The sequence below is a fragment of the Streptomyces sp. NPDC047981 genome (genome assembly GCF_040653315.1).
Lineage (GTDB): Bacteria > Actinomycetota > Actinomycetes > Streptomycetales > Streptomycetaceae > Streptomyces.
In genome coordinates, this window is record NZ_JBEZNQ010000203.1 from 1 (window position 1) to 1,340 (window position 1,340).

Annotated in this window: 1 protein-coding gene; it reads right to left on the reverse strand. The window is 68.3% G+C overall.

The features are described 5' to 3' along the window. Nucleotides 1–38 precede the first annotated feature (38 nt). Nucleotides 39–1,270, reverse strand: a protein-coding gene (locus tag AB0E14_RS39765) for an IS3 family transposase (protein ID WP_362430480.1) whose coding sequence is annotated in 2 segments (ribosomal slippage) — nucleotides 39–952 and nucleotides 952–1,270 — 1,233 coding nt in all. Because the reading frame shifts where the segments join, the coding sequence is not laid out codon by codon here. Nucleotides 1,271–1,340 lie beyond the last annotated feature (70 nt).

The following is a 1,340-nucleotide window of genomic DNA, read 5'->3' on the forward strand; positions in this document are numbered from 1 at the left end:
GGGCCTTGTCCCCAAAAGGTGGACACCTGTTCGTGTCGTTATGCGGCAAGTGTCAGAGTAGCTGACTGCTGTTCGTAGACGTTCGGTGCCTGTTGTCCGTTTGCCGAGTGCCGTCGGCGGGTGTTGTAGCGGGTGGTCCAGCGGAAGACCGTCAGGCGGCAGGCTTGGGCCCCGTCGAAGCGGCGGGCGCCGCGGAGCGTCTCGCGTTTGAGGGCGGCGTTGAACGACTCGGCCAGTGCGTTGTCCGCGCTCGCGCCGACCGCTCCCATGGACTGTTTCACCTCCAACTCGGCACATACACGGGCGAATTCGCGGGAGCTGTACTGGGCTCCGTGATCGCTGTGGAAGACGGCGCCGGCCAGGCTGCCGCGGACGTGGGCGGCTGCCTGGAGCGCGTCGGTGACCAGCGAGGTGCGCATGTGGTCGGCGATCGACCAGCCCACCAGCCGCCGCGAGAAGCAGTCGATCACCGTCGCCAGATACAGAAACTCGCCGTCGCCCACCGGCAGGTAGGTGATGTCGCCGACGTACTTCGTGTTCGGCGCGCTCGCGGTGAAGTCGCGCCCCAGCAGGTCGGGCACCGGTGTGGCGGACGGTTCGGGCACGGTGGTGACCTGACGTCTGCGCAGCCGCAGCCCGGCGATACCGTATTTGCGCATGACCCGTCCGACGCGCTTGTGGTTCACCCGCTCGCCGGCCTCTCGCAGCTCGGCGGTGATCCGGGGCCGGCCGTAGGTGCCGTCCCACTCGGCGTGCACGACCCTGATCCGCTCGGCGAGCGCAGCATCGGCCCGCTCGCGCGCGGCGCGGGCCTCGCGGCCGGCCCGCCACTTGTAGAAGCCGGAGCGGGCCACCTCCAGCACCTGACACAACCGCTTCACGCCCCAGGCGCGGTGGTGGTCCTCGACGAACTGGAAGCGGCTGGTCACCAGGTCATCTCTTGTGCGAAAAACTTCGTCGCCTTGCGGAGAATGTCCCGTTCGGTGGCGAGTTTCTGCATCTCCTTGCGGGCTGCCGCCAGCTCGCGGCGCAGGGCCTCGTTCTCGGCCTGAAGCTCCTCGGCCGTCGGCGGGCAATCCACCGTGTTCTTCTCCGTGCTCGTCGTGCTGCCCCCGCCGCGGCGGGCCCGTTCGGCCCGCACCCAGTTACGCAGCGTCTCGCGGCTGATCCCCAGATCCTTGCCGATGCCCTCGAAGGTGTGGCTCGGGTCCGACAGGTACAGCGCGACAGCGTCCGCCTTGAACTCGGGCGAGTAGACCTTCATCACCATAAAAGATGCCTCCTACCCGGCCCCTACCGGGACCGGGCTCAGAGGTGTCCACCACTCGGGGACAGGTCCC